The following is a 20,401-nucleotide window of genomic DNA, read 5'->3' on the forward strand; positions in this document are numbered from 1 at the left end:
GCACGGTGCGATGCTCGCACCGGACCGGCCATACGGCCGAGAGAAACCACCCGGAATTCATAAGTGCTGCCACCACACACTTACCGCGCCTCCCGTCGCCTGCCACTTGGCACCCTCTCATAAAAAGCCCAAAACTGACGTCACATCAGACAACGGATAATTTCACGCCGCGCCGAAAAAAATGTAATGCCAGCACGCCGCCAATTCCATCAGACAAACGACACCCCGGCCCTTGGAAAAGAAAAGAGCCCCTTTCGGGGCCCTATTCTAACCTCGACGCGAAGTCACTCAATATTCGTAATGTGCTTCCTCACAGCTTCAATACACTCCGCATAAACCGAGGCGTGCATACTGGCGCCGCCATCCTGAAAAGACACATTGCACAAATCCCGCGCTCCCTCAAGCCGCGCGACGGTGTCCTTCAACAGCTGCCCCGCAGCCTCCAGTTCCGCCTCGTGGCGCTTGATCTCATCGTGCGCATCCCACACCAGGGGGCGCGTGCACCGGTTGCTCCGGTCCGCCCCGGGAACGAGCCAGGCGCGAAGCCTCGCACGCACGTTGCCCGATTCCTGCTTCATGAGCTCTCCTGATGTTGTGTTCAGACAGTAGGGCGATGGACAGGTTGCGCAGCCAGGAAGCTGGTCATCCCCAGGCGACATGCAGACCGGCCCTGTGTGCCTGCTCCGCAAGCACGTGCAGCTCAAGCAGACGCATCTGGATGTATCCCTCAGGGCGGCCGCAGTCGATGTAGCGGCCCTCGGTCAGGGAGGGACGCCCGCAGTCCTCCGGCTCGATCGCCAAAGCCAGCAGCACGCGGCCCAGGAAAGCATCCGCCCCCTCGTCCCCACACAGCTCGCTGTATCCGAGGGCGGCCAGGACGCGGGCAGCCTTGGCGTTGCTCATGTTCACCGAGTCGTCGCCGAGCTCGGCCGTGAAGGTGACAGACATGGATTCCTCCCGGGGTGCGAAAAGGACGGCTGTGGAGAAGGGCTCGGAGTGGGGGAGGTGCGACTGCCCTCCCCCACCCCTTGAGGGGCCCTCAGCGAAGGGTTGGTGCCTTTGCGTACTCCGTGTACGGCGGCGGCGGTGTCGGCTCACCGGTGCTCGGATCCGAGCAGTAAGCGCTGAACAGCTCGCTGCTGCCGATCGGCTCGGCCACTAGGTCGCCGATGTGCCAGCCGAACACGCGGCGTCCGATCATGCCCTTGCCTGACCGGACGATCAGCCCGCCGGTCCCCTCACCTGCGGTCATCGCCAGCACACGCACAATCTCTGCGATGCCCTCGAAGTCGATCCCGCTGTAGCCCGGCCTGTACTCCACCACCGCCTGCGTGATCTGCGGGCCGTCGGGGGTGGCCGCCATCGCGGTGAGCACGTGCACTCCGTCGTCCAGCACTCCCAGAATGTTCAGCACCAGATCGCTCGCCCGGTTGTCCTCGCAGCACGGGTTCATATCTCGCTCCATCTCTCGCATGTGGTTTCGGCGTCGATCGGCTGCCACCACCGACCAACAAGACAACTATACCATACATGCACCACGAATTGGGCGTGAGGAACCCGGGTCCGTACCTCGCCCGCCCCACGTCGAAGCGCCGGCAGGCCCCCTCAGGGCGCCGCCGGCGCTTCAGTACATTCCCCGCCATCCCTTGATTGGCCGCGCCTGCGGGAGACCAGTCGCGGATCCTCGCCCAACACTCCTAAATCGCCATGAGACTGAAAGCTCGTTCCATCACATCGTCAGCAGTCCCCGTGATCACCCGCTCCGCGCGGAAGTTGGCGAACGTGGCGGGAGCGCCCCCGTCCCGACGGGCCGTCAGGTGAGGACAGGCAGATCTCCAATTCCCCTGCGTCGCCTGTCTGGACGGGTGTACATTCCTGCCCATCGCCGCCGCCAAGGGCGGCCTGCTGTGCAGCTGGCGGAGACCGCGGTCCCCACCAGCAAGGCCCGAGTACGCCGCCCTCACCCACGGGCGGGCACCCGGATTCCGCCTCCAGGCCACCGAAGCGACGCCGGGTCAACCCAGCGACGGACCGCGGTCCTCACCAGGGCTGGCACGGGTGCGCTGCGCTCCGATGGCGCTCTGCTCGCGTACGCCGATCACCGGCCGCGAGCCCGCCTCGCGCCGGCCCACGCGATTGAGGCCATGTGACCACCATCGAAACCACCGATGACCTCCCCGACATCCAGGTCATCGACATCCGCTCCGGCGACCGCTCCACGCCGTTCGAGCACCGCGTCGTACCCGTCAGCCAAACCACCAAGGCGATCAAGGCCCTCGAAAAGGGCCAGCCCGGTGTTCAGCTCACCGCCGACGCCATTCTCCGGATCGCGTACAGCGCGGTTGAGCCGGACCTCCTCGCCGATCTCCGCCCGGAGCTCCGCCGCGTCGAGACCGGTTGGCTGACCGTCATCAACTACCGCGCGTACACCCCGATGCTGTCCCCCGCTGTCGAGAACGACCGGCTCCTCGACCAGTTCCACTACGCGGCCGACCCGAACGCCGTGGCCCAGCAGCGGGTCCTTTCCATGCCCGCCGCGCATGAGACGAAGGCCGCCCTCGTCTACACCGACCCTATGGACGCCCTCCTCGAAGCCGTCGACCGGGCGGCCCACAAAGTGAGGATGCAGAACAAGCAGGAAGTCGGCCGGCGAATTGTGGAGCGTCCCCTGATGGCCGTCCCTGTTGCCTTCCTCGACCCCGGGCGCCGCCCTGCCGAGGACCTGGGCATTGTCGACGGAAACAGTCGCTGGGGGTCCTGCACCGTCCTCGTCCCGGTCCCGACCGGCGTCACCGGCGCCAAGGATGAGGAGCGCCCCCCGCTGCTCCCGTCGTACCTCATGAGTCTCCCCCTCGCTGACCGGCGCAGCTTCGTCCGTGAGGTCATCAAGAAGGCGTACCGCGACATCAAGGCCGCCCCCGGTACGAGCAAGGCTGCCCGCGCAAAGCGCGACAAGGCCGCCAGGCTCCTCAACGCCATGACCGTCCCCGTGGAGGTCGTCATCGGCTACACCGACGACGACCCGGACATGGGCATGCAGCGCTTCCCCACCGCGGTCCGCTCCCTGCTGATGCGCATGAACATCGGAGTTAAAGAATTCGCGCCCGCCTCGAAGAACAGCGTCACCGCCGAGGAGACCGTCACCGCCCTGTTCGACGAAAGCCAGCTCGGTGACAACGCCCAGGCGGTCAAGGACGTCCTCCTCGGCCGCGTCGACATCACCGACCCCATGAAGACCATTGGCCTCACTGCCCTTCGCGACCTCCGGTTCGCCTTCATCGCCCAGCAGCTCACCCGCAGGGAACCCAGGCTGAACGCGGTTGCGGCCGCCAAGCTCGACAAGCGCGGCTTTTATGTCTCGGGCCGCAGCGGTCTGGTTGTCGAGCTCGGCCTGCGCGCGTACTCCGCCTTCCTCGAAGAGGGCATCAAGCCCGTGCGCACCGCGCTGGAGGCCGGCGGTGGCTGTCTGTGGCAGGACCTCGTCACCCACGAGTGGACCGTCGAGAACATCGACAACGACCAGGCCGTGGACGACCTCCTCCAGCGTGCCGAGAACGGCGACATCCCCGCCAAACTGCTCCTCGGCGTGCTCGCCATGGTCGCCCTCGTCACCAGCGGAAACCTTCTCGCTGCCGGCGGTTCCGCCGAGCAGATCGTCGGCCACAGGGTCATGCGAAGCGGTATCGGCGCGGTCATCAAGGAGGTCCTCGAAAAGGCGGAGGGACCGCAGGTCCTCGCCGACGCGATCAAGCGGATTCGGGGCAACGAGCGTCCGCGCTGGTGGGCCGACGGACGTCTGGTCGAGCACGACGACTGGAAGGGCAGCGAATTCAACGCCCACCTGCGTTTCGCCGCCCTCCACGGGTTCAACCCCGAGGACGGGCCGCACGGGCTCTCCGGTACCGCTCGCGAGGGGAGGGCCCTCACGGACTTCCAGACGTCCCTCACCATGGCCTCCAACCACCTCGACCACCTGATCGAGCTGCGCAAGGAGAACGGCACCACCGACCACCTCTCCTGGGAGACCGTCGAAGCTTCCGACAAGCAGCTCCGCCGCATGAGCAGGACCCTCGACCGCATCTCCGAGGAGGAGTAGCTCGGATGACCGACGTTGTCTGGACCGGCCTTGTCGCCATCACCGACACCCGGTACGCCATGCTCGCCCGGCTCGCCGGCCAATGGCTCGCCGAGGAGCGGCCTGAGCCGGTCTCCATCGGCGAGAACTCCGAGTACGAGGACAAGGCCATCTACATCGTGGCCAACCGGGAGGGCCTCGCCTGCTACTGCGGACAGACCGCCCCGACTCGGATGCTGACCCGGGGGGCCGCCGCGACCAGACTCCACCAGCACGTCAGCCGCACCAGGTCGAAGAAGGAGGAGTGGGCCGAGTACTGGGTGATCCCGCTGAGCAGCGCCACCCCCGCCCACGTCGTCTCCGACCTGGAGAAAACCGTGGCCGCCCGCCTCGGAATCCCTCTCGTGCACCGGGCGCGCGTCTCCCGCCGGCGCGCCTGACCTCCGGCCTACGCGCCCTGAAGCACACCTGGGCCCCGCACCCGCCCCCAGTGCGGGGCCCAGCTGCGCCAGATGGTGCCGGACACTACTCCTCAGGTGCCACCCGCCCTGCGAGTGCCGGCTTCGGCCAGGGTGACCTGGAAAAGCCGGACGGGAAGACGATGGCCGCGGCGCACCCGAGCTCCCGCGTCGTGGGGGTGACTAGCTCAACGGTCGAATCGAATGGAACGTGCATGTAAGCCCCTGGGTTGAGGGGCGGGAGCGCTGCTCCCGCCCCTATGGAAGGTCGGGTAGTCAGCTCGCGAGACGGACGGGCATCAACAGATGCCGATATCCCTCTCCGGCCATATCCGGCCCCTGGGTGAGCAGCACCGGCTTGAGCCCGTCGGCTCGACGGATGTGCAGGGTGATGGTGTCGGAGGTGAACGTGCCGAGCGCGTCCAGGAGGAAGACGGGGTTGAGAGCCAGGAGCCCGTCCTCTAGGACGTCGGCGCTTCCGTGGATGATCGCGGAGGGGACTGTCATTCCCTTGGTGCGGGACTGGTCGTCGGTGGTGCCGAGCCGCGGAGCGAGAGTGAAGTTTTCATCGGTGTCCCACCCGAAGCTGACGGGTGCGCCGCCCTCTCCCTTCGCTTTGATGAGGGCTTGGCATTTCTTGGCGGCCCGCGCGGCAGTGGCGCGGTCGACCTGCACGGACAGGCCGCACTCGGTGGGGAACAGGGTGGTGGGGTTGGGCAGGCGGCCCTCCAGAGGGCGCATGGTGATGGTGGTGTCGCCCATCGAGAGGGTGGTTCGCGCGACATCGTCCTCGATGATGCCGATGCCTACCGGGCCCTCGTATGTCTTCAGGCGCTTGGCCAGGGGCGCGAGGACCTCGCTCGGGATGAGGGTGGTCACCGGGTTGTCCAACGGCGTCACCGTGGCTGTGGTGGGTGCTTCCGCGACCGCGAAGCGGTAGCGGTCAGTTGCCGCCATGGTGAGCGTCTCGCCCTGCAGGGTCATCTGAACTCCTGTGAGGGTCGGCAGGGTTTCGTCGCGTCCCGCAGCTGGCAGCACGCGGTTCAGCTGAGTGAGGAAGGTCTGCGCGTCCACGGTGACCATGGCCGGTACGGGCTCGGGCGGATGCGTGAACTCGTGGATGTCGAGTGTCGTGATCGGGAGAGTGATGTGCTCGGTGGCCAGTAGGTCCCCCGCCAGTGAGACGGGCGTCTGGCTGGCCACTGCCTTGGTCTCACCAGCCACCATTGCAGCGAGCGTCTTCTTCATTTCCGAGAATTCAAGCAGCGAATATCCCTTCGCGACGGGCGTTTCGACAGGCACTGTGACCGAAACAGCGGTCCAGAAATCGAAGGTGCTGAGTGTGAGCCGGTTCCGGCTGGTTTCGAGCAACACGCCTCGCTGCGAGATCGGCTGCGCCTGGGTCGGCACACCGAATTCAGCGATGCGCAGCGCCTCGATGATTTTTGCGTGCATTCCTACGAAGTGGGCGGTCGGCTCTACCGGCTTCTTTTCGACGCTGGGCTGGCTGGTGACCTGCTCGGTCATGACTCTCCCTCAGGGTGGGGTGCGTTTCGGTTTGTTGACCGACTGCCACGGCCGATCAACAAGACAACCATACCAGCCATGCAACACAACGGGGAGGGTCTCACGGAAACTTGTGGCGCAGATTGCCCAGGTCAATTGGCTTATACGCACCCTGGCCCCGCATTCCGCAGGAGAGCCACTCACTCACGCGGCGGCGATGCCGCAGGCCTCATGTCGCTCGTGGAGGTGAAGTATCGCCCCAGTTTGGGTCGCCCCTGGGTAGGATCTCGGGATCCGCGAAGCGAAGGCGTGAACGGCTTCAGCGGGCATCTCAGCGCCGACGGCGGGGACTTCATGCTGAGTGGATGAGCAACTGGGAATGGTTCGACGCGCCTGACTGGCACCTGTACGTCGTCGGGCGTCTGGGGCCGGGTGAGGGACCGGTCGCCGGTGAGAGTTCGGTGGTCTACGTACGGTGCTGCTGGCAATGCCGGGCGTCGCTTGGTGAGCTGTGTCTGCCGTTGCCGCATGCTCGGCGGTTCCGCGGCGCCCATGCCACGCGGTACGCGAACCTGACGACATACGACATGGAGCGCAATCGGGAGGCGCTATGCCGCCCATGCCCCCGATGCACCGCACCTGCGGGGGCCATGTGCCGAGTGGCTCACCTGGCCGGTAACCACCAGCACAAGCTCCGACAGACCGCACACGCAGCTCGCGAAGCTGCGGGGAGCAGAGGGTGCAAGAGCTAATCGTCGCCTGGTGTTCGGCTGGCTCGTTCGGGGCATCCGCCGGCCCGTCGGCTCTGCCGCAGTTGCGGGATTGCGAGAAGACGGGTTCGCGCGAGACCGCGTACGCCCTGTCGTCCACCAGCAGAATTGACGCTCCCTCAGGTGTCCGTCGGCCGCTGCCGTGGTCAGTCGTTGACCGTGATGGTGCTGGTCATGCAGACCGATGCACCGTTTTGGGACTCGCTGGTGTTCGACGGGATCGACGATGTGGACGTCGAGGCGGTCTCGGCCGCGTTCGGCACGGTCGAGGTAATGGCGAGAGGCCGCGCGGCGGGGGCGGCATGTCCGGACTGTGGTCGCTTCTCGGACCGAGTTCACGACCGCTATCAGCGCAGGCTGAAGGACCTTCCGCTCGCTGAACAGGGCTTCGTGATCCGGTTGACGGTCCGGCGTTTCATCTGCGGAGTGGCGGACTGTCCCCGCCGGACGTTCGCCGAGCCCTTCTCCCGGCTCGCCGCCCCGCACGCACGGTTCACCACCCGGCTCAACCACGCCCTGGAGCAAGTGGGGCTCGCGCTGGCCGGACAGCCGGGCTCGCGACCACCCCTTCATTCGAACGACACGGTCACCCTCTGCGACCAGTCCCCAAGATCTGTGCCAGAACCCCTCAGCAATCGACGAAGCCAAGGTGCTTTCCGTGTAGGCGCGGGTGGCCTTCCGGATGCGCCTGTGGCGGCTTTACCGGGAGGTGATCCATGCTGCGAGCGCGCTTCCTGCGGCTGCGGCGAGGGCTGCACCCAACCATGCGGGGAGGCGGATGGCCAGGCGCAGCCTGATGCCGCAGCGGAGCTCGAACGCGGGCTTCGTCGGTTGCTTCTTCGTCATGCCTGTATCCCAGCGGGCCCGGCACACGGCGTCAGGCCCGTACGCCGTGAACTTCGCGAAAGCAGTTCCTATTCTGTGATAACCCGTGATTCCCCCGGAGGATCTGTTCCCCTGGCTTTGTTCACGGGTTGTGGTTCTGGCTCAGCTTCCGTGAGAGCGGCGCTGAGGGCTTCCTGTGGTGCTGCGGCCTCTCCCTCGCTGCGCGGTGTTCTTGGGAACGCATGGAGGCCCGTCACCGGCATTCGGTGACGGGCCTCTTGGTCCTCTGGGCAGGTCGGGGGCCACGTCCGGGCGGGAGAAGGCCGGTCAGTGCCGCTGCCTGCCGTGAGCGCGGCGCTGGGCTTCCTGCGGCGCTGCGCCGGTGGCCAGTCGGTGCCTCTCGGCCAGCCGCTCATTGCGCGTGGTCTGCAACCAGATCAGGTTCTTGAGGACCGTCTCACCGGACGGCTCGGGGTGCTGGGGCGGCTGCCCGGTGGCGGTCATCGGCGTGCCTGTCGCCAGGCCCGGCCGAGGCGTTCGGCTGTGACGCAGGGGAAGCCGGCCCGGCACGAACTGCACATCACCGTGTGCCTCAGCCAGATGTTGTAGGAGTCGTCACCGTGCGTCCTGGTGGCGGGCGGGTTCTGGGTGGTCATCGGGGTGCCGCCGTCTCGGGGAGCAGCCGGTACAGGATGGGGGCGTTGCGTCGTTTCGCGCACGCCTCGTGGGCGAGTACGGATGTGCCGGTTCCCCTGGATTCGACGTGTGCGCGCACGCAGACGTCGGCCCCTGGTTCCGGGCAGTACGTGCACTCTCTTCGTCTCATGGCCTCACCCCTGGTGTGCTCTGCGATCAGGTCACACCAGGGTCAGCCCGACGATGGCTGGGCAGGGGCACAGTTTGTGCCCCTGCCTTCACACGGCGAGCAGGCCGAGCTTCACGGCGAGCGCGGACGCGCGGCGCCGGCGGTCGGGGCTCTTCGCCTCGGTCTCCTCGAGGACGATGCGCTTGGCGTATCCGTTGTACTTGATCGTCTCGGGGGCTGCTTCGTGTGCCTGGGCCAGTGTGGCGAGCGCTACGTCGGGCTGTCCGTCGAGCTGGTAGCCGCGGGCTTCCTCGATGCGGTGGCGGGCTCTGCGCGGCCGGGACGGAATCGTCGTGGCGTCAGATGCCGCGGCCTGGCGGACCGACTCCCCGCCGGCGTGCAGTTCGACGGCGATCGTCACCGCGTGGGCGCCCATGATGGCCCGGGAGAACGACGTCACCGGGTGAAAATAGGTCTCCGGCAGGCAGTGGGCCATCGTGCGTGCCTGGTCCCAGTGCCGCCAGGCGGTGCCCGTCTCCCCGCGGCGGGCCGCGGTGTAGCCGGCTTCATGTGTGAGGGCGCCCGCGATGGCCAGGACCTCGTGGTCGGCGTCGGGCAGGAGCGGGGTGAGGTAGCGCAGGGCTTCGGTGGTGACCTGGTCGGCCGCGTCGAAGTGGCCGGGCCCGCTGTCGCGGTGGGCCTGTGCGGTCAGCCAGGCGGCGACGCCGATCGTGTGCGGGTCCTCGGATTCCTGTGCGGCGACCATGCCGCGCTCGGCCACCCGCCACAGCAGGGCGCCGTCGGGCTGGTACGCCAGGAAGAACTGGCTGAGCGAGTACACCTCGGACAGGGCCGCCTGCGCCGTGCGGCGCTCGGCCGCGGTGTCGGCCTGTCGTACCGCTGTCTGCGCGTCCTGGATCAGGCCCGGGAGCAGGGCTCCTACGACGTCGCGGTGATGCGGTGAGGTGTGCCGGGCCGCCCACGCGTGAGCCAGGCGGGCAGCGAGGTGCGCGGCGGCGGGTGCCGGCTCGTCCCGGGTGGGTAGCGGGAAGGCGTCCACTGCTGCGCGTACGGCGGGGAGCCTTGGGTGTCCGGGGCCGACGAACAGGTCGACGTGTACGGACTGGTCACCTGTGAGATCGGCGAGGTTCCGCACCCGCAGTACCTCGGCCAGGCGGAGCACGACCTGCAGGCGGGGCATTTTGAGGCGTCCGGTCTCGATCCCCTTCACCCAGGACCCGGAGTGGCCCATCAGTCCGCCGAGTTGATCGCGCGTCATGCCACGACGTGTGCGGAGGATCTGCACGCGCTGACCAAAAGCGATCGGGTCGGCGTACGGGTCGGGGGTAGCATCGTCTGGCATGGCCTTGCCCCTCTCTGAACAGCTCGTCACTGTCAGGGTATTGGGGCAAGGCCCCTTCTGTGTGCGGCAGACAGGACACGGTCACCGCGGCCGGAGCAGTACGGCAACAAGCCGACTGCCCCCGGAACTGCCAGTGCCTACGGGGCGGTCTCGTAGACCACCGTGGTGGTCGGGCAGTCCCCGGCCAGAGTCAGCAGCGCTTCGCGCTCGGCTTCGTCCGCGGCCATGCCCCAGCGCAGCTTCGTGGCCGTCCAATCGGCCGCATACTGGCAGCGGTAGTCCTCGGCCGGCGGGAGCCACTGCGCCGGATCCTTGTCCGCTTTCGAACGGTTCGACTTCGCGGTCACCGCGATCAGGGTCACCGGGGAACCCTGGTCGTTCGCGTACGCCTCCCGCCGCGCCGCGTCCCAGGCGTAGCCGCCGGAGTCGTGCAGCTCCGCCAGGGGCACCATGTGGTCAACATCAAGTCCGCCGGCGTCCGTCACGGTCACCCCGTCGTACGCGCTGGTCCAGGACCCTCCCGTCAGCTTGCACCCGGCGGCGACCTGAGGAGCTTCGACGGCCTCGGACAGGATGACCTCCCGGCGGGTGTCACACCCGTCCGTCGCGTTCAGCCCCTTGTTCCAGTGCTTGTAGAGGCTCCGCTTGTAGCCCTCGCGATGCTCGACAGCGACCGGCATACGGGCAACCGCATCGGACAACGCCAACGACGCCCGCGCGGCACCCGACGCCGAGCTCAACGAAACGGACTCAGCCGCCGTCATGTCAACGGCCTGGGCAGAGGGGACAGTCGCGAAGAGCGGCAGGGCGGTGAGAGCGGCAGCCACGAGGCCCCGCATCGTGTTAGTGATCATGAAGACTTCGTACCGGCCCCGGCCTCCCGCCGTGGGCACTCCGGCGGTCAGGTCACCCGTCAGGCCGGTAAGTCGTACTGGAACAACATCACGGGCTCCGGAGAGAGGTCGTGGGAGGCGTCGGCTCCGCACGCGGCAGCGCAACCCTGACCAGCCTGCGCTCCGAGTTCACCCGGCCCGCGCGATCCCGGTCGTAATGACGCCGCCCCGGCAGCTGAGCAAGCTGGCGGACACGGAAGCCAGAAGGCCTTCGCCCTGGAGACGCTCGGGGGACGAGCCGCTCATGTGCGGACCCTCGACTCCGGCTTCAGGGGCACCTGCCCATATCCTGCAGGCGACCCTCGTCGCCATCATGACCCTCAGCTCTCCACGGGAGCCGGCCATATGCCGTCGACGAGCCAAAGCTGGGCGACCGACTCCAGCTCACGTGAGAACTGGTCTCCGCCGCCACCAGCCATCTCCTGCGCCCACTGGCGCGTCGCGCCAGCGGCCCAGTCCGCCACCTGGAGCTGCGGGTGGTCCTTGCTGTCCGCGAACTCGATGGCGCCCATGAGGGGGGCCATGAATTCGCCCGGCCCCCCGGCGGGATCGGGGAAGAGGTGCACGGTGTGCAAGCGGGTGGTGTTGCGGTCGACGACTTTCGATCGGTCGTGCACCAGGCGGAACCTGCCCAGGGTCTGACCGAATGTATTGGCGAGGGCGTACAGGCTTGGGATCGCCGGATCCAGCTCGTCCCGATGTCTTTGGGATGCGATCTCCGCTGCGGTCTCGTCAGCAACGGGCCGGCAGGATTCCAGGACCTCCAGCCACTCGGCGAACCGCTGGTTCTGCACGGAGGTCTTGAGAGCGGCCACGGCCGCGTACAGCTCGTCGGTAGTGGCCTTCTGTCGGACCCAGTTCACGAACGCGTGGAGCATCCGGTCGTAGGCGTCCGCATCCCCCATGACCGGGCCGGCCATGTGCAGCAGGTTCGCCAGGGCGAGGAGGGCTCCCTTTCTCTGGTACAGGTTGTAGCCGTTCCGGTGCGCCATGGGTTCCACGATGACATTGACCATCTTCGCCATCACCATGAATCGTTTATCGACCAGGTAGGTCCGCACGCTCCCCGTGGGCAGGCGCGAAAAGGCGTTCATCAGCGCCTTCCGTCCACGGCTGGAACCCGCCAGCGACGTGTACTTCGGCTCGCGCAGATTGCGCGGGAGCTGCCCACGAACCTCGTCAACGATGGAGGCGGCGAGGTCGTCAGGGAGGTGGACCCCGGCCACCGTGAAGACAGGCTGGTGCGGGTCGAGCAGGTTCTGACCCGAGTTGGCGGACTCGTCGACGTAAACGACGGGGCGTTCCGAGGATGAAGTGGACATGCATGGAGGATGCCCGCCAGCTTCGAAGCGGGCCAGCCATAGTCGGCGATGGAACCCGCAGCGGCCCGGCTATCCTCTCAGCCTCGACCGTGTCGTCCGGCTGGCGAGCTGCGCCAGAGGGGGTGGGAACCCAGCAGCAGGATCTGCGGCACGACGCTCGCCCCGAGGACAGCTCCCAGCGCACCCGGCTCGCTACCGATCTTCAGGACCGCGAGGGCCAGACCAGACCTCAGCGCGGTCTCGGGCCCGCAGATCTCGCACGGGCGGATGTCCGGCTCCGCCAGAGCAATCATCGCGTCCTCGCGTGAGACGTACCCGGCGTCCGTCAGGTAGAGGGTGCAGTTCCGCGATGCAGCAGCGCGGTCGCGTGCGACCGCTAGGGCTGGATCTTCCACCTCTGCGCCGCATGCGCAGCCGCCCGGCGCCGGCGCTCCTGCTCCTCGGAGACCTCGAGTTCCCGGATGTAACCGAGGTGTGGAACCGCTCCACCCCACCCGGCCGGTCACCAATTCTTGGGCTCGAGTGGACATCCTCATCCCTTCCGGCAGCGGACAACGTTTTCCGCCCCCAGTACGAGAAAATCCCGGGCTGAGGCGGTTCTCCGCAGGTCAGATGGGGGGACCCGGAAATTTCTGGCCGCTCCCGCCGTTCCTTTTGTCAGAACTTCTCCCTCGCTTGGCGGCGATTAGGGAACAACACCTACTACAAGCTCGCTGACTCGGGAGACACATACTCATGACCAACGAACGCAGCGCCATCGTCCTCATCGGCGCCGTGCTTGCCGGACTCATCGCCGTCACACAGCCGACGCTCGTGCCCGCTCTCGGTATCGCCATCGCCGCCGGCGTCGCACTGCTCTCGTACCTGAAGATGTAGGCACCTTGGGTTACCGCCCTCACCACGCTCCTCTCCAACCTCGTAGTGGTCGTGTTGGCGCTGACCACAACACGGGGACCGCGACGACCGACGGCACCATCGGCGGCGCGGTGAACCTCCGCAGCACTCGTCGGTAGCTCCAGGCGGCTGCCAGGAACACGTTCGGCCCTGCCGCAGCTCGCGGTCGGCCGGAAATGGCGCCGTATCCACCCTCAGGATCGCTCTCACGGATGCCGATCAGTGGCGAGTGTGCTCGATGCCGCAGAGGGAGCCCCGGGTACCTGGCCCCGGGGCTCCAGGACGGTCAGAGGCCGATCAAGGTGTGCAGGACCGGGATGCTGGCGCCTGCCCCGACGAGACCGGCGAGTGCCGCCCCTGCGGGGTTTCGCGCACTGAGATGGGTCAGCCCAGCAACTACGACACCGATGACCACAGCGGCCAGAAGGATGAGAGCAGCGCGCGAGGTCAGGAGCGGTGCGGAACCGTCCGCCAACTGGTTCGACGGAACCGGCTGACCCTTATAAGTTGACGACGTTGTACCGTCGTGAGGGGTCGGGGTAGTCATTTCACGCCTCGTGAATTCTGTGTTCCGGACTGGACACGGACCGCCACGACCACGATCACCGGGGAGTCCTCCTCGTGCACCAGCCGTCCAAAGCATCGGTGCACACGAGGGCTCCCCGCCGTCGTACTCGGGAGGTCCGTGTAAGAGCCTACGCAGAACGCGCGAGCCGACCCCAACCGGACCGTCCCGTGAAGTCACTCCTATGGAGCGAAAGGCCGCCTGTACTGCGGAAATTGACTCTGCGACGCCTGACTCCGGTCACGTAGTCAAATACCTACCGGCTGGTTACTTACCCCACGGTGTCCGGAGCGGACCCGAGATGTTCCCCCACACGGGCCCAAAGGCTGAGCAGCGTGGCATGGAGCAACTCAATGTGGTGCCGTCGTCTAGTCGGTCGCTGCGGGCTACCGGGTCGGGGAACGGCCCCCCAGCCCCGATCCACCCCACAGCCAAGTCCACGACAAGGTGCTGCCCTTGGGCTGGACCGCCATCCGGCCGGGGCGAGCGGCGGGAAGGCCTCGCAGGCCTGCACAAACATCGGCACCCCGGGCGGCCTCAGGACCACGTTGGGCGCCCCTCCCGGCCTGTCAGGCGCCCAGGGCTGTCAGAAGTCGGGGTGCGCGTGCCCCGAAGCGCCCATGCGCCCGGGGCAGCCCACCGGGAGAGGCAGGAAGCGGTACCCCCTCGGCAGAGAGCCATGTTGCGGATCGGGGTCATGCTCAGGTCTCGCCGAACGGCGGAACATCTGCGTCGTCCGCGTCCAGGCGGAGCCGTTCGTAGCGCAGCGGGTGGCGCCACACCCCGTGGTCCTGTGACACGTCGGCGCTGATCTCCGCAACGAGGACGGGGTCGACCAGGACCGGCTCCAGTGGGGTGCGGCTGTTCCAGGACGCGGCGAAGCGGACGCCGGTCCAGGGGTGGTCCGGGCCGGCTGCGGTGAGGTGGTCGGCGACGTCGCGGGCCGGGCTGGGTTTCAGCGGGGTGGTCTTGCCTACCAGCCGTAGGCGGCCGGTGGTGTCGTAGCGGCCCAGCAGCAGAACTTGGGGGTGGTGCAGGGAGCCGGTGACGCCGCCGATAAGTGCTTCGGTGGTGTTTCTGCGGCGGACTTTGGACCAGCCGCGCACGCCTGGTCGGTACCGGCCCGTCAGACTCTTGACCACGACACCTTCGACGCCGGGGACGTCGGTCCACTCGCGCAGCCACTCCCCCGCTACCGCAGGGTCCGTGGTCGACGGGCACAACGTCCACGGCGGTCCCAGCCGGTGGCCCGCGAACAGCTCTTCCAGGACCTCGCGGCGGCGCGTAAACGGCTCGTCCAGCAGCTCTTGGCCGTCGCTCTGCAGGACGTCGAACGCGATGAAGTGAGCAGGCATTTCGGCGGCCAGGGCGCGGGCGTTGCGGCCGGCGGTCGCGCGGCGTTGCAGGGCGGTAAAGCTGAGCTGCCCGTCGTGGTCGAGGACGGCCAGCTCGCCATCGAGGACGAGAGCGTTCGGCAGGCTGCGTGCAGCGGCGGTCAGGTCAGGGAACCGGTCCTGGACGAGCGCCCCGCGCCGGGTCTGCAACAGCACCGGATCGCCCGCGCGAAGAGGGGTGTAGAGGAGCGCCCGGAACCCATCGAACTTGGGCTGAACCGCCATCCGGACGGGCCCGGTGCCAAGCGGCGGGAGGCTCTCACGGGCCCGCGCGAGCATCGGCTCCACCGGGGGTCTCAGGACCACGCTGGCCCCCTCTTGGGTGGTGAAGTGCCTGGAGTATCAGGAGGTGGGGTGCGCGTCCGTCCGAAGCGTCCACGCGGCCCCGGAGCAGCCCTCCGGGAGGGGTGGGAAGCGGTGGCCCTTCACGTCGGTGCTCCAGTGATGCCCTGCGCCGCAGTCGCACTCGTAGATCCCGCTCTCCGGTACGACCTCGCCCGGATGCCACGACGTCTGGTTCTCGCTCATGGTCCCTGTGTACGACGCCCCGCCGCCGGGCGCGACTCCGCAACGGGGCGGCGCCCGTGCTTCTCACCGGCGCGAGGAAGGACTCAGCTTGACTCTGTCGGGGATCTTGGAGTTTCCCAGTGGGCCAGCATGATCAGCGGGCATGCTCGGGTGGTCCCGATGACCGATGCAGCTGTCGAGGTGCCCGTTGTCCCTGCGCCCGCGTTCCGGTGAGCACGTACCGTCTCTGACTGCGCGGATCGCGCGGGCGAGCAACCCGGGTGGTACGACGGCGATGTGGTTGCGCGATCGGCTGGACGGGCTGTGGTGCGACGAGGACTTCGCCGACTGGTACCCGCGTGACGGACGTCCGGGTCTCTCGCCTGCTCAACTGGCCACCGTCTGTGTGCTGCAGTTCCTGCTCGGCCTGTCGGACCGGCAGGCCGCCGAGGCGGTCCGCTGCCGCATCGACTTCAAGTACGCGATGGCCATGGAGCTGGATGACCCCGGCTTCCACCACAGCGTGCTGGCCGATTTCCGCGACCGTCTCGCCGAAGATGACCGTGCTGACCGACTCCTCGACCTTGCGCTGGCCCGCCTCAAGGAGGCCGGACTGGTGCGCGAGCGCACCACGCAGCGAACCGACTCCACCCACGTCCTGGCCTTGGTGCGGGACCTGACCCGCCTGGAGCTGATCACCGAGGCGGTCCGCGCCGCACTGGAAGAAGTTGCCGGCACAGCCCCTCACCTGCTGGACGAGCTGGTCGGCGAGGACTGGGGACGCCGCTACGGGCGGCCAGCCCGCCTGGGCAAGAACCCCACCAAGCCCAAGACCAGGATCCTTGCCGCCGGAAACGATGCCGTCCGGCTCCTGGAACACCTCTACCAGCACGGAGCGGACCGCGCGTCCGGCCCTCGCGTCCAGGCCCTGCGCCAGATCATCTCGCAGAACTACCACCATGACGCCGCAGGACACCTGCGCTGGCGAACCGCCGAGACGGAAGGCGGGCCCGGGCTGCCGCCCTCGTCCCGGGCGGTCGTCTCTCCCTACGACACCTCGGCCCGTTATGCACGCCATGGACACATCATCAGCTGGAAGGGGTTCTCCGCTCACCTGACCGAGACCTGTGCTCCCGACAGCCCCAACGTGATCACGGACGTGGCCACCACAGCGGCCACCACACACGACAGCAAGGCTCTGCCCGGCATCCACACGCGCCTGGCCCGTCGCGGCCTGCTGCCCGCCGAGCATCTCGTCGACAGCGGCTACACCTCCCTGCCCCACCTGGAACAAGCCGCCCGAGAACACAAGGTCGCCGTCACCGGACCACTGCCAGGCAACCCCACCCGCCAGCACCGCCGAGGCGAGGGCTTCGCCCGCGACGACTTCCACATCGACTACGACCGCCAGCAGGTCACCTGCCCCCAGGGCCAGGTCAGCCAGGGCTGGCACGGCCCCTACCCAACATCCTCACCCACTGCGGCCCCGCTGATCGTGGCCAGGTTCACCAAGAGCCAGTGCCGGCCCTGCCCGGCCCGCTCCCAGTGCACCACCACCGCCGACAGTGCCCGCACCGTGGGCTTTCCCCCACGAGAACTCCGTGACCTGCAACTCCGCGTCCGCACCGAGCAACAGACACCCGATTGGAAGACCCGCTACGCGATCCGCTCCGGAGTGGAGGGAACAGTCAACGAATTCGCCCACGGACACGGCATGCGACGCTGCCGCTACCGAGGACAGGGAAAAGCCCACATCCAACACGTCCTGACGGCCATCGCCGTCAACATCGAGCGCCTCAGCAGACTGCCACCGGCTGAGGACGCACCTGCACCCCGCCGACCGACTGCCTTCCAGAACTACCTCGACCAGCGCGAGCTACCCCGACCGAAATCCTGGCGAACCCTGGGCACCTGACCTCGACAGCTCCAAGATCCCCGACAGAGTCAAGCTCACCGCGCAGCGCACGGTGTGGCCGTTGGAAGCGTTCTACGTCCACGACGACACCAGCGCCGTGGTGGAGACGCTGACGGCGGAGATCAAGGTGACGCAGCCGCGCGAGCTCGCCGACTACATGAAGGCGTTCGCCGGCCTTGCGGAGATGGCCGTCTACGGCGACGACGCCCGCGCCCTCATCACGGCCGCGATGGACGCCCTGGAGTGAAGTTCCGCAATTACCCGCAATCGCGTTGAAGAACGGGCGGCGGTCTCCGTAGCGTCGAACGACACCGACACCCCAGCAACGGAGGCGGTGCCCTATGAGCGCACCCACACCCGCCGACCCCCAGCCGGAAGGCCGCGGCCTTCCGGCCGCCCGACTTCGGCCGGCCTTCCCCGACGCTGCTGGAACGCGCCGACCGCGGCTACGCCCGCTTCCTGGCAGTCCAGGCCCCGGACGCCCACACCGGCGACCACGGCCAGGACGACGCCGCGGCGGGCACCCGATGAGCGACACCTACGTCGTGCTCCACGACCCCCAGGGGCTCATCGAGGCCGAACTGCCTCTGGACCGCGCCCCGCACGAAGCCCTCGTGATCGCCGTCCTCGCGTGGAACGACCCGGACCTCGCCCCCAGCGACTACGAGCAGATCGCCCTCCAACTCACCGGGCACGCTCGCGCCGTGGCCGCCGACGTCCGGCGCCACGCCGCCGCCCTGCCCAAGAGCGACGGCCGCGGGGCCCTCGCCGAAGTCGTCCTCCGCGAAGCCGACGGCCGCCTCTCCGCCCCGCTTGAAGGAACGGCCCGCTGCGCCCAGAACCGTGCCCGTCTCGTACAGGCCCTCTACACGCGGCTGGACCGCCTCACCGAGCCCGTCCCGGCCGCCACGTAGCCAGACGCGGGTCACGCCGTCAGCCAGCGGTGTAGTTGAGGAAGTCGGCGACCACGGATACGCCGCGGCGACGTCCGAGTTTCTGCCGGAGGTCGTTCAAGGTGCTGGTGCCGCGTGCGGAGGTGACACCGTTCATGCGGGCCACAGCGGTGTGGGCGGTGTCGACGACGGCATCGATGTCGCCCAGGGCGAGATGGGCTTCGGCGAGGCGTGCGAGGTAGATGGCGTGCCCGCGCGGGAAGGCGTCGCCGTGCTCGTCACCAACCCGTCCGCGGTCCTCGTCAGGTCATGCGGTCGATGAACTGCCCGAAGGTTTCATCGAACCTGTCCGGCGACTTCGAGCCCAGCGCTTGGGCCACAGCGCGCCAGCGAGCGGGGTCGTCTCCGCACAACCGCACAACCGCACGAGCGCATCGGCTGCCACGGGCTGTTCGTAGTGGCTGAGCACGATGTGGGCGCGTACCTGGCGCACCAGGGGATCGGTGCGGTGACGCGACCTGATGACCGCGTACTCGACCTGGTCGTAGAAGGAGCCCCGGTGCTCCTTAACGGCATCGAGCCAGGACTGCATCACGGCTTCCGGCTCCTCGCAGGAGTCGAGTTCCTCATCCGTCAGGACACGGGGCACCTCCTGCTGTTGGGCAGGGCTCGCCTTGTGCTGAGCGGCTGCCTCCTTAAGCCATGCCGGCACTTCGTCGTCGTAGGTGCGCAGCCACTGGATCTCAGCAGGGTGGAGAACGACGCGGCACCGGCACGGCGCAGTTGAATTGCGACCGCACACGACCGGTGCCACGCTTTTGCTGCCGCAGTGATCGATCCGGTGGTGGACGCGTTGCCGGGAAGTGTCGGCTCGAATCCTCGCCGGTTGGCGCCTTCGTACCGGTACAACCGGTATCGGACCGGCCCCCCGCCGACCGTCATGGGCCGGCCCACCAGAGAGGGCTCAGCCGGTGGGGGGTTCGCCTGCCGGGTCGTCCGTACCGGCGACCAGGCCGCGGTGTACCAGGTCCGCGAGGAAGACTGTGGTACGCGGCCATGCCTCCTCACCCACGATGTCGCGGACTTCCTGCGTGCTGTGCCAGGCGCCGTCCCACAGCGCCTTCAGGGCCAGGCGACGGGCCGTGCCGACCTCCCACTCATAACCGGCCGCCGCATAAACCGGGCGCTCGGCGGCGCCTCCCTCGACGATCCGGCCCCGGGCGTACGACAGCCGGAGCGTTGCAGGCAGGACGCCTGGGGCGGCCGCCGACGCGCCGGAGGCCGTGACCGCATCGACCGCCGAGGGCAGGTTGGTGTACATCCGGCGGCTGTCGCGGGCGGCAAAGGTGTCGAGGAACTGATCGGTCAGCCCCGGCCGGGCGAGCATCTCCGCCAGCACCTCCCGCATCCGCCGCACGTGGGCGTCCCGCTCCTCTGTGCTGCCACGCACCGGAAGGTCGACACGGAAAACCTCCTCCGCAGGCAACGACCGGACGAACCAGCGGAAGAAGTCAACGCCGGTGATGGGGATGATGGAGTACGTGAGGTGCAGTGAGTGCGTCCCCTCACTGGCCGAAGCGCCGTGCCACCAGCCCCTGGGCAGGAACAGCACATCTCCCTCCTCCAGGACCACGTCGGCGTACGGCTCCCCCACGGGCTTCGGCGGGCGGACCACGTCGTGCAGCAGCGCCGCGGTGCGCGTCGGCGGGTAGTACCGCCAGCGCTTGCGTCCCGACAGCTGCACGACGACGACCTCCTGGTCGTCGAAGTGCAGGCCGAAGCCTTGGGTGCCGGTCCAGCTTCCGTAGAGGTTGGTCAGCACATTGGAGCCCAGCAGGCGTTCCAGGTCCGCGGCGGTGCGCTCGGTGTCGTCGTGCAGTTCGTCGACCGCGTTCAGCACGAGGGTCGCGCCCTCGGCGAGGTGCCCGTGGAGGGCTTCCGGCACGATGTTCCTGATCCCCCGGGAGCGGGCCCGCTGAACGGTGTAGCTCTCGTGCGGGATGGTGCTGCGGTCCCGTGCCAACCTGAGGCGGGAGGGCTCCAGGGGGTGCCGGGACAGCAGGTTGTTGAGGTCGTCCCAGGTGAACAGGGTCGGTGACGTCGCGATGCCGCGCCAGATCCGGGGCCTGCGTTCGTCTATCTGGGCCAGCAGCACGTCGCGCCCGATCAAATCGAGCAGGTCCGCACTGCGCTGCGTGGTGTCTGCCATTCGCTTC

20 protein-coding genes and 2 pseudogenes are annotated in these 20,401 nt (G+C 68.0%); 7 read left to right on the forward strand and 15 right to left on the reverse strand.

The annotated features are described in order from the left end of the window. Positions 1–284: 284 nt before the first annotated feature. The 3 genes from AB0C75_RS26185 to AB0C75_RS26195 all read right to left on the reverse strand — a co-directional run bounded on the left by AB0C75_RS26185 (position 285) and on the right by AB0C75_RS26195 (position 1,474). Positions 285–578, reverse strand: coding sequence for a hypothetical protein (locus tag AB0C75_RS26185; RefSeq protein WP_362894155.1), 294 nt, complete (start codon positions 576–578; stop codon positions 285–287). Between the two features lie 64 nt (positions 579–642). Continuing rightward, on the reverse strand, positions 643–948 hold the full coding sequence (locus AB0C75_RS26190) for a hypothetical protein (protein ID WP_362894156.1): 306 nt from the start codon (positions 946–948) through the stop codon (positions 643–645). Positions 949–1,039: 91 nt separating this feature from the next. Further along, a complete protein-coding gene (locus AB0C75_RS26195; RefSeq protein ID WP_362894157.1) occupies positions 1,040–1,474 on the reverse strand; it encodes a hypothetical protein in 435 nt (144 codons plus the stop codon). A 672-nt stretch (positions 1,475–2,146) separates the two neighbouring features. Here AB0C75_RS26195 and AB0C75_RS26200 point away from each other — a divergent pair. After that, complete coding sequence (locus AB0C75_RS26200; protein WP_362894158.1) at positions 2,147–4,096, forward strand: hypothetical protein; 1,950 nt, start codon at positions 2,147–2,149, stop codon at positions 4,094–4,096. A gap of 5 nt (positions 4,097–4,101) precedes the next feature. Beyond that, entirely contained in the window at positions 4,102–4,515 is a 414-nt protein-coding gene (locus AB0C75_RS26205) for a hypothetical protein (RefSeq protein ID WP_362894159.1), read from the forward strand. Positions 4,516–4,809: 294 nt separating this feature from the next. Here the strand turns inward: AB0C75_RS26205 and AB0C75_RS26210 are convergent, their stop codons facing one another. Next, complete coding sequence (locus tag AB0C75_RS26210; protein WP_362894160.1) at positions 4,810–6,060, reverse strand: DNA polymerase III subunit beta; 1,251 nt, start codon at positions 6,058–6,060, stop codon at positions 4,810–4,812. A 1,022-nt stretch (positions 6,061–7,082) separates the two neighbouring features. Here AB0C75_RS26210 and AB0C75_RS26215 point away from each other — a divergent pair. Then, positions 7,083–7,220, forward strand: a pseudogene (locus tag AB0C75_RS26215) (transposase family protein); the annotation flags it as partial. A 288-nt stretch (positions 7,221–7,508) separates the two neighbouring features. On the opposite strand, the gene AB0C75_RS26220 reads toward AB0C75_RS26215, so the two are convergent. The 7 genes from AB0C75_RS26220 to AB0C75_RS26250 form a co-directional block, all read right to left on the reverse strand. Then, on the reverse strand, positions 7,509–7,655 hold the full coding sequence (locus tag AB0C75_RS26220; RefSeq protein ID WP_362894299.1) for a hypothetical protein: 147 nt from the start codon (positions 7,653–7,655) through the stop codon (positions 7,509–7,511). Positions 7,656–7,961: 306 nt separating this feature from the next. Next, positions 7,962–8,138, reverse strand: coding sequence for a hypothetical protein (locus tag AB0C75_RS26225; protein WP_362894161.1), 177 nt, complete (start codon positions 8,136–8,138; stop codon positions 7,962–7,964). Continuing rightward, entirely contained in the window at positions 8,135–8,290 is a 156-nt protein-coding gene (locus AB0C75_RS26230; protein ID WP_362894162.1) for a hypothetical protein, read from the reverse strand. The genes AB0C75_RS26225 and AB0C75_RS26230 overlap by 4 nt, the downstream gene beginning before the upstream one ends. Before the next feature lie 258 nt (positions 8,291–8,548). Further along, complete coding sequence (locus tag AB0C75_RS26235) at positions 8,549–9,802, reverse strand: helix-turn-helix transcriptional regulator (protein ID WP_362894163.1); 1,254 nt, start codon at positions 9,800–9,802, stop codon at positions 8,549–8,551. A 137-nt stretch (positions 9,803–9,939) separates the two neighbouring features. Further along, a complete protein-coding gene (locus AB0C75_RS26240) occupies positions 9,940–10,656 on the reverse strand; it encodes an HNH endonuclease family protein (RefSeq protein ID WP_362894164.1) in 717 nt (238 codons plus the stop codon). 359 nt (positions 10,657–11,015) lie between these two features. Next, entirely contained in the window at positions 11,016–12,017 is a 1,002-nt protein-coding gene (locus tag AB0C75_RS26245) for a DUF3800 domain-containing protein (RefSeq protein ID WP_362894165.1), read from the reverse strand. A 77-nt stretch (positions 12,018–12,094) separates the two neighbouring features. Then, a complete protein-coding gene (locus AB0C75_RS26250) occupies positions 12,095–12,553 on the reverse strand; it encodes a DUF6233 domain-containing protein (protein WP_362894166.1) in 459 nt (152 codons plus the stop codon). A gap of 199 nt (positions 12,554–12,752) precedes the next feature. On the opposite strand from AB0C75_RS26250, the gene AB0C75_RS26255 reads away from it, so the two are divergent. After that, positions 12,753–12,893, forward strand: a complete 141-nt coding sequence (locus AB0C75_RS26255; RefSeq protein ID WP_362894167.1) for a hypothetical protein — start codon at positions 12,753–12,755, stop codon at positions 12,891–12,893. Positions 12,894–14,177: 1,284 nt separating this feature from the next. On the opposite strand, the gene AB0C75_RS26260 is transcribed toward AB0C75_RS26255, so the two are convergent. Together AB0C75_RS26260 and AB0C75_RS26265 are read right to left on the reverse strand one after the other, a co-directional pair. Beyond that, the gene (locus AB0C75_RS26260; protein WP_362894168.1) at positions 14,178–15,176 is read right to left on the reverse strand and encodes an ATP-dependent DNA ligase; all 999 of its coding nucleotides are present in this window, start codon (positions 15,174–15,176) and stop codon (positions 14,178–14,180) included. Between the two features lie 36 nt (positions 15,177–15,212). Then, positions 15,213–15,398, reverse strand: a complete 186-nt coding sequence (locus AB0C75_RS26265) for a hypothetical protein (protein ID WP_362894169.1) — start codon at positions 15,396–15,398, stop codon at positions 15,213–15,215. Between the two features lie 274 nt (positions 15,399–15,672). Here AB0C75_RS26265 and AB0C75_RS26270 point away from each other — a divergent pair, with 274 nt between their 5' ends. The 3 genes and pseudogenes from AB0C75_RS26270 (at position 15,673) to AB0C75_RS26280 (ending at position 18,206) form a co-directional block, all read left to right on the forward strand. Then, the gene (locus tag AB0C75_RS26270; RefSeq protein WP_362894170.1) at positions 15,673–17,292 is read left to right on the forward strand and encodes an IS1182 family transposase; all 1,620 of its coding nucleotides are present in this window, start codon (positions 15,673–15,675) and stop codon (positions 17,290–17,292) included. 37 nt (positions 17,293–17,329) lie between these two features. Continuing rightward, positions 17,330–17,539: pseudogene (locus tag AB0C75_RS26275) on the forward strand (transcriptional regulator); the annotation flags it as partial. 280 nt (positions 17,540–17,819) lie between these two features. After that, complete coding sequence (locus AB0C75_RS26280) at positions 17,820–18,206, forward strand: restriction endonuclease (protein ID WP_362894171.1); 387 nt, start codon at positions 17,820–17,822, stop codon at positions 18,204–18,206. A 286-nt stretch (positions 18,207–18,492) separates the two neighbouring features. Here AB0C75_RS26280 and AB0C75_RS26285 read toward each other — a convergent pair whose 3' ends face one another. Both AB0C75_RS26285 and AB0C75_RS26290 read right to left on the reverse strand, forming a co-directional pair. Beyond that, the gene (locus AB0C75_RS26285; protein WP_362894172.1) at positions 18,493–18,897 is read right to left on the reverse strand and encodes a hypothetical protein; all 405 of its coding nucleotides are present in this window, start codon (positions 18,895–18,897) and stop codon (positions 18,493–18,495) included. Positions 18,898–19,149: 252 nt separating this feature from the next. Then, positions 19,150–20,394 (reverse strand): cupin domain-containing protein, encoded by a 1,245-nt coding sequence (locus AB0C75_RS26290; RefSeq protein ID WP_362894173.1) that lies wholly within the window; start codon positions 20,392–20,394, stop codon positions 19,150–19,152. Positions 20,395–20,401: the final 7 nt, after the last annotated feature.

Source organism: Streptomyces sp. NPDC048565, assembly GCF_040650935.1.
Taxonomy (GTDB): domain Bacteria; phylum Actinomycetota; class Actinomycetes; order Streptomycetales; family Streptomycetaceae; genus Streptomyces.

Coding starts and splice junctions, on each gene's coding strand:
- AB0C75_RS26185 (WP_362894155.1), bottom strand. CDS start 578: ATGAAGCAGGAATCGGGCAACGTGCGTGCGAGGCTTCGCGCCTGGCTC.
- AB0C75_RS26195 (WP_362894157.1), bottom strand. CDS start 1,474: ATGCGAGAGATGGAGCGAGATATGAACCCGTGCTGCGAGGACAACCGG.
- AB0C75_RS26280 (WP_362894171.1), top strand. CDS start 17,820: ATGAGCGACACCTACGTCGTGCTCCACGACCCCCAGGGGCTCATCGAG.
- AB0C75_RS26230 (WP_362894162.1), bottom strand. CDS start 8,290: ATGACCACCCAGAACCCGCCCGCCACCAGGACGCACGGTGACGACTCC.
- AB0C75_RS26250 (WP_362894166.1), bottom strand. CDS start 12,553: ATGAGGATGTCCACTCGAGCCCAAGAATTGGTGACCGGCCGGGTGGGG.
- AB0C75_RS26205 (WP_362894159.1), top strand. CDS start 4,102: ATGACCGACGTTGTCTGGACCGGCCTTGTCGCCATCACCGACACCCGG.
- AB0C75_RS26220 (WP_362894299.1), bottom strand. CDS start 7,655: ATGACGAAGAAGCAACCGACGAAGCCCGCGTTCGAGCTCCGCTGCGGC.
- AB0C75_RS26245 (WP_362894165.1), bottom strand. CDS start 12,017: ATGTCCACTTCATCCTCGGAACGCCCCGTCGTTTACGTCGACGAGTCC.
- AB0C75_RS26255 (WP_362894167.1), top strand. CDS start 12,753: ATGACCAACGAACGCAGCGCCATCGTCCTCATCGGCGCCGTGCTTGCC.
- AB0C75_RS26265 (WP_362894169.1), bottom strand. CDS start 15,398: ATGAGCGAGAACCAGACGTCGTGGCATCCGGGCGAGGTCGTACCGGAG.
- AB0C75_RS26290 (WP_362894173.1), bottom strand. CDS start 20,394: ATGGCAGACACCACGCAGCGCAGTGCGGACCTGCTCGATTTGATCGGG.
- AB0C75_RS26225 (WP_362894161.1), bottom strand. CDS start 8,138: ATGACCGCCACCGGGCAGCCGCCCCAGCACCCCGAGCCGTCCGGTGAG.
- AB0C75_RS26210 (WP_362894160.1), bottom strand. CDS start 6,060: ATGACCGAGCAGGTCACCAGCCAGCCCAGCGTCGAAAAGAAGCCGGTA.
- AB0C75_RS26270 (WP_362894170.1), top strand. CDS start 15,673: ATGTGGTTGCGCGATCGGCTGGACGGGCTGTGGTGCGACGAGGACTTC.
- AB0C75_RS26235 (WP_362894163.1), bottom strand. CDS start 9,802: ATGCCAGACGATGCTACCCCCGACCCGTACGCCGACCCGATCGCTTTT.
- AB0C75_RS26190 (WP_362894156.1), bottom strand. CDS start 948: ATGTCTGTCACCTTCACGGCCGAGCTCGGCGACGACTCGGTGAACATG.
- AB0C75_RS26240 (WP_362894164.1), bottom strand. CDS start 10,656: ATGATCACTAACACGATGCGGGGCCTCGTGGCTGCCGCTCTCACCGCC.